The sequence below is a fragment of the Lutibacter sp. genome (genome assembly GCF_013139515.1).
Taxonomy (GTDB): domain Bacteria; phylum Bacteroidota; class Bacteroidia; order Flavobacteriales; family Flavobacteriaceae; genus Lutibacter.
Window position 1 is genome coordinate 1 of sequence record NZ_WTAR01000125.1, and the last position, 5,365, is coordinate 5,365.

Sequence of the window (5,365 nt, forward strand, 5' to 3'; positions counted from 1 at the left end):
CCAATTTCCCAAAAAACGATAGTAATTTCTATCTTGCCAAACACCTGTTTTAAAAATAGAAGTAGGAGAGAATTTTAAATTACATTCTTCTTTAACTTCTCTAATTACATTTTGTTCAGCAGTTTCATCTTTTTCAGCTCTACCACCGGGACAACCCCAAAATTCAGGATAGTTTTCAGTGTAATTAGAACGTTGAAGTAACAATATCTTTTTGTTTTGTATAATAATTCCTGATGCCGCTAAAATCATAATTTAATTAGTAAAAATGAATACCTATTGTAGCTATTTGTTTTGTGTTTAAACCCCAACCTTTTACAGTAAGAAGTGTTCCGTTATCATCATAAACTCTTAATTCAGCAGTGTTTGGTCCGGCATATCCTTGATTTAAAGCTTCAAAATCAATTTTATTATATCCTTTATCTAAGTTTACAAAATACACATAATAATTTCCTTTCAACCCAATATTATCACTAACAATGTTGTTATTTAAATAGATTCTAATTCTATCTCCATCAACTTCTCCAAAATCTCTACATTCAATTTTAACCATTTTTGTTTTACTAGTTAGGGTTCCTAAACTTAAATGGCTCTCTAATTTTTTATGTGTTACATCTTTCCCTTTCCAATATTTTTTACCAATAATATCTCTATTTTCAGGTAACTCTTCTAATAAAAAATTTTGAGGATTAGATGTTGGTTTATTTTTACGGAGTTGTTCATTAACAGTTTCAGTATTTAATTTATTTTCAATTCTTATATCAAAATCTGATGCAGGTTTTACTTTGGTATTTGCAGAAACAGCTTTTAATTGATAATTTCCTTCAGTAGAAATTTCATTATTAATTCTAGCGTCTTTTACAATCGTTTTAGTGGTGTCGTTTTGCGAAAATAAAGTAAGTGTACTAAAGCTAATTAGCACTGTTAAAATTATAGGTTTAAAAATATTCTTCATTTTCTTATTTTAATTCTGTATATCCACAAAAAAAATGCCAATAATTACAATTGTAAAGTTTTAAGGTGATAAAAATAATAAAAAAAGCCTCAATTAGTATTGAGGCTTTGTATTAATTGTTTGTTAAACTGTATTATGAATGATAAAATTTATTTAATCATTTCAAAACTACGCTTAATAAAATTGGTTAATTCCTCACCGTGTAGTAGGTTCTGAGATAATTTTGCCAAGTCAAAAGCTTGTTTAATTAAGCGTTCTTGCTTCTTTTTGGTTTTTGTATTTAAAATTTCACCAACCAACTCATTATTAGTATTTACTACTAAGTTATACATATCGGGAAAATTACCCATTCCCATCATTCCGCCACCACCAGAAGCTTGCATTTCTTTCATTCTACGCATAAACTCAGGTTGTGTAATTATAAACGGATTCGCATTAGAGTCCATAGCTTCTAATTGAACGGTGTAAGTTTCTTTTGGAACAGCTTCTTCAATAATAGGCTTTAAAGTTTCTTTTTCTTCATCAGAAAGTTTGCTAATAATATCTTCGTCCTTTTTAATTAAATTATCAATATGATCACCATCAACTCTAACAAATTGAATATTTTCTTTAGCACCTTCTAATTTTTGAATGAAGTGAGAAACTATTGGAGAATCTAATAATAAAACTTCGTATCCTTTTTCTTTAGCAGCTTCAATATAACTGTGTTGTGCTTTTTCGTTTGAAGCGTATAACACAATTAATTTACCATCTTTATCCGTTTGAGCTGGTTTTATTTTTTCTTCTAATTCAGAAAACGTAAAGTAAGTTTTGTCAACAGTTGGATACAATGCGAACTTGTCAGACTTTTCGAAGAATTTATCTTCTGAAAGCATTCCGTATTCAATAATTATTTTAATATCATCCCATTTTTCTTCAAAAGATTTACGGTCGTTTTTGAATAAGCTAATTAATTTATCAGCAACTTTTCTTGTAATGTAGCTTGCTATTTTTTTAACAGCTCCATCAGCTTGTAAGTACGAACGAGAAACATTCAAAGGAATATCTGGAGAATCTATTACACCACGCAACATTTGTAAAAAGTCTGGTACAATACCTTCAACATTATCAGTTACAAAAACTTGGTTTTGATATAATTGAATTTTGTCTTTTGAAGGATCCATGCTTTTACTAAGCTTTGGAAAATACAAGATACCAGTTAAGTTAAAAGGATAATCAACATTTAAGTGAATGTTAAATAAGGGCTCTTCAAACTGCATTGGATACATTTCTCTGTAGAACGATTTGTAATCTTCATCTTTTAAATCACTAGGACTTTTTGTCCAAGCTGGATTTGGGTTGTTTACAATATTATCTACCGTAATTTTTTCAGCTTCAGCATCTTCAGGAGCATCTTCAGCTTTAGGTAACGTTTCTTCGCGTGTTCCAAATTTAATTGGAATTGGCATAAACTTATTATACTTGTTTAAAAGCTCTGTAATTTTACTTTCTTCTAAAAAATCAGTAGAATCGTCATCAATATGTAAAACTATTTCTGTACCTCTTTCAGTTCTGTCAGTTTCTTCTAAAGTGTATTTAGGACTTCCATCACATTCCCAACGTACAGCTTTTGAATCGTCTTTAAATGATTTTGTAAAAATTTCAACACTACTTGCAACCATAAATGAAGAGTAGAAACCTAATCCAAAATGACCAATTATTCCTGAGTCTTCAACTTTGTCTTTGTATTTTTCAACAAATTCTTCAGCACCAGAAAAAGCTACTTGGTTTATGTATTTTTCAACCTCTTCACCAGTCATACCAACACCTTGGTCAATAATTCTAATTTCTTTATTGTCTTTATTAACTATTATTTCAATTCTTGGTTCTCCTATATCACCTTTAATTTCACCTAAAGTAGAAAGGTGTTTTAATTTTAAAGTTGCATCCGTTGCATTTGAAATTAATTCACGTAAAAATATTTCGTGATCAGAATACAAGAATTTTTTTATAATTGGAAAAATATTTTCAGCTGTTACATTAATATTTCCTGTTGCCATATATCTAATTTTTTTTATTTAATATTTAATGATTTTTAATAGTCAAAAAAAATACCAAACTTCTTTCTGTGACAAACTGACATAAGTTTTAATTCCTTAATTTTGAATTTTATACAAAGATTATGCAAGAAGACGATTTTATTTTAGTTGATGGCTATAAACATATTAGGCACATTCAAGAAAGTTATCCTGAAAATGAGATGCTAAAAAGATCTAGTGACTATTTTAATTGGCTTCATAAAAGAAGGTCAGTTCGTCATTTTTCAAATAAACCTGTAGCAATTGAAGTTATTGAAAATATTATAAAAGCTGCTTCAACAGCACCCTCAGGAGCAAATAAACAACCTTGGACATTCTGTGTTGTTCAAAATTCTGGAATTAAGAAAAAAATTAGAGATGCCGCTGAAGAAGAAGAGCGTAAAAGTTATAATGAACGAATGAGTGATGAATGGTTGGATGATTTAAAACATTTAGGAACTGATGCAGATAAACCTTTTTTAGAAACGGCACCCTATTTAATAATTGTTTTTAAAAAACCTTATGAATTAATTGATGACGGTACAAAACATCAAAATTATTATGTAAATGAATCGGTTGGTTTGGCATGTGGTTTCTTAATTTCGGCAATTCATAATGCAGGTTTGGTAACATTAACACATACACCAAGTCCAATGCGATTTTTAGAGAAAATATTAAATAGACCATCAAATGAACGTGCGTTTTTATTGTTACCTGTTGGTTATGAGTCAGCTAAAGCTTACGTTCCAAATATTGAACGAAAACCTTTAAATAAGATTTTAAAGATATATTAAGTTATAATTTTATGTTGAAATTTTTACTATCTTGAAAAAATAAAATATTACAATATGTATAATTCGAAGATAACAGGGCTTGGTTATTATGTACCTGATAATGTGGTGACTAATGATGATTTGTCAAAATTGATGGATACGAATGATGAGTGGATACAAGAAAGAACTGGGATTAAAGAACGACGATGGATTAAAGAAGGAAGCGATGATACATCTGCTACTATGGGAGTCAAAGCATCTAGAATTGCTATTGAAAGAGCTGGATTAACAAAAGATGATATAGATTTTATAGTTTTTGCAACTTTAAGTCCTGATTATTATTTCCCTGGAGGAGGAGTTCAATTACAAGATATGTTAGATATGAGAACTGTTGGAGCAGTTGATATTAGAAATCAATGTTCAGGTTTTATTTATGCCATGTCTGTTGCAGATCAGTTTATAAAAACAGGAATGTATAAAAATATTTTAGTTGTTGGTGCTGAATTTCATTCAGGAGGTTTAGACAAATCAACTAGAGGTAGGGGTGTTTCTGTAATTTTTGGTGATGGAGCTGGAGCAGCGGTACTATCAAGAACTGAAGATAACACTAAAGGGATTTTATCATCTCATTTACATTCTGAAGGAAAACATGCAGAAGAATTAACAGTTTTAGCTCCAAGTATTAGACATTGGGTTCCGTCAATAATTGCTGCAGATGATGATAGCGATGAAAGTTACTTCCCTTATATGAACGGAACATTTGTTTTTAAACATGCAGTAGTTCGTTTTTCTGAAGCAATTGTAGAAGGATTGCAAGCAAATAATTTAGATGTATCAGATATTAATATGTTAATTCCTCATCAGGCCAATTTACGTATTTCTCAATTTGTTCAACGAAAGTTTAAATTAACCGATGATCAAATATTTAATAATATTATGAAATATGGAAATACCACTGCAGCATCTGTAATAATTGCACTTACTGAAGCTTGGGAGCAAGGTAAAATTAAAGATAATGACTTGGTGGTATTAGCAGCCTTTGGAAGTGGTTTTACTTGGGGAAGTGTTATAATTCGTTGGTAAAGTAAAAAGAAAAATAATTATGAAGTATAAAAAACACCTTTTAAAAGGTGTTTTTTATTTAACAATATAAACAGAATTAATATTTCCATCATAGTCATATTCTTGTACGGGGTTATCAGGATCAACAATCCAATTATTATCAACAATAAATTTGTAATGATGTTTTCCGCTTGGGAGTTTAAAAGTATATTCCCAGCCATTTTTGGTTTTAATCATTTTACAATTATTTTCATTCCAGTTATTAAAAGAACCAGTGAGAATAACTTTTGTAGCACTTAAGTTATTATTCAATTTTAATGTTACTAGCTTCCCAATTCTAATTACAGAATTAAATCCATCAAATTCATTATTGTTCATTAAGGGGTTTTCAGTATCTGTAATCCATTCACCATCAACAATAAATTTATACTCGTATTCTCCCGGCCTTAATTGTAATGTTAATTCCCAACCATCTTCAGTTTTTAACATGCTAAAATAGTTTTCATTCCATCTACTAAATG

Annotated in this window: 5 protein-coding genes and 1 pseudogene; 2 read left to right on the top strand and 4 right to left on the bottom strand. The window is 29.6% G+C overall.

The window, feature by feature from the left end; translation table 11 throughout:
• From GQ540_RS11105 to htpG, 3 genes are all read right to left on the bottom strand, one after another.
• Positions 1 to 249 (bottom strand): NUDIX domain-containing protein (locus GQ540_RS11105; protein WP_291801021.1); only part of this gene is annotated, 249 nt, incomplete at its 3' end.
• Between the two features lie 7 nt (positions 250 to 256).
• Positions 257 to 952 carry a hypothetical protein gene (locus GQ540_RS11110; RefSeq protein WP_291801023.1) on the bottom strand — a complete coding sequence of 232 codons (696 nt, stop codon included), beginning with the start codon at positions 950 to 952 and terminating at the stop codon, positions 257 to 259.
• Between the two features lie 149 nt (positions 953 to 1,101).
• Positions 1,102 to 2,991 carry a molecular chaperone HtpG gene (gene htpG, locus GQ540_RS11115; RefSeq protein WP_291801024.1) on the bottom strand — a complete coding sequence of 630 codons (1,890 nt, stop codon included), beginning with the start codon at positions 2,989 to 2,991 and terminating at the stop codon, positions 1,102 to 1,104.
• Positions 2,992 to 3,113: 122 nt separating this feature from the next.
• On the opposite strand from htpG, the gene GQ540_RS11120 reads away from it, so the two are divergent.
• Both GQ540_RS11120 and GQ540_RS11125 read left to right on the top strand, forming a co-directional pair.
• Positions 3,114 to 3,803, top strand: coding sequence for a nitroreductase family protein (locus GQ540_RS11120; protein WP_291801026.1), 690 nt, complete (start codon positions 3,114 to 3,116; stop codon positions 3,801 to 3,803).
• A gap of 54 nt (positions 3,804 to 3,857) precedes the next feature.
• Positions 3,858 to 4,865: a 3-oxoacyl-ACP synthase III family protein gene (locus tag GQ540_RS11125; protein WP_291801027.1), complete on the top strand. Its 1,008-nt coding sequence runs from the start codon at positions 3,858 to 3,860 to the stop codon at positions 4,863 to 4,865.
• Between the two features lie 54 nt (positions 4,866 to 4,919).
• Here the strand turns inward: GQ540_RS11125 and GQ540_RS11130 are convergent.
• Positions 4,920 to 5,365 (bottom strand): annotated as a pseudogene (locus GQ540_RS11130) (hypothetical protein); the annotation flags it as partial.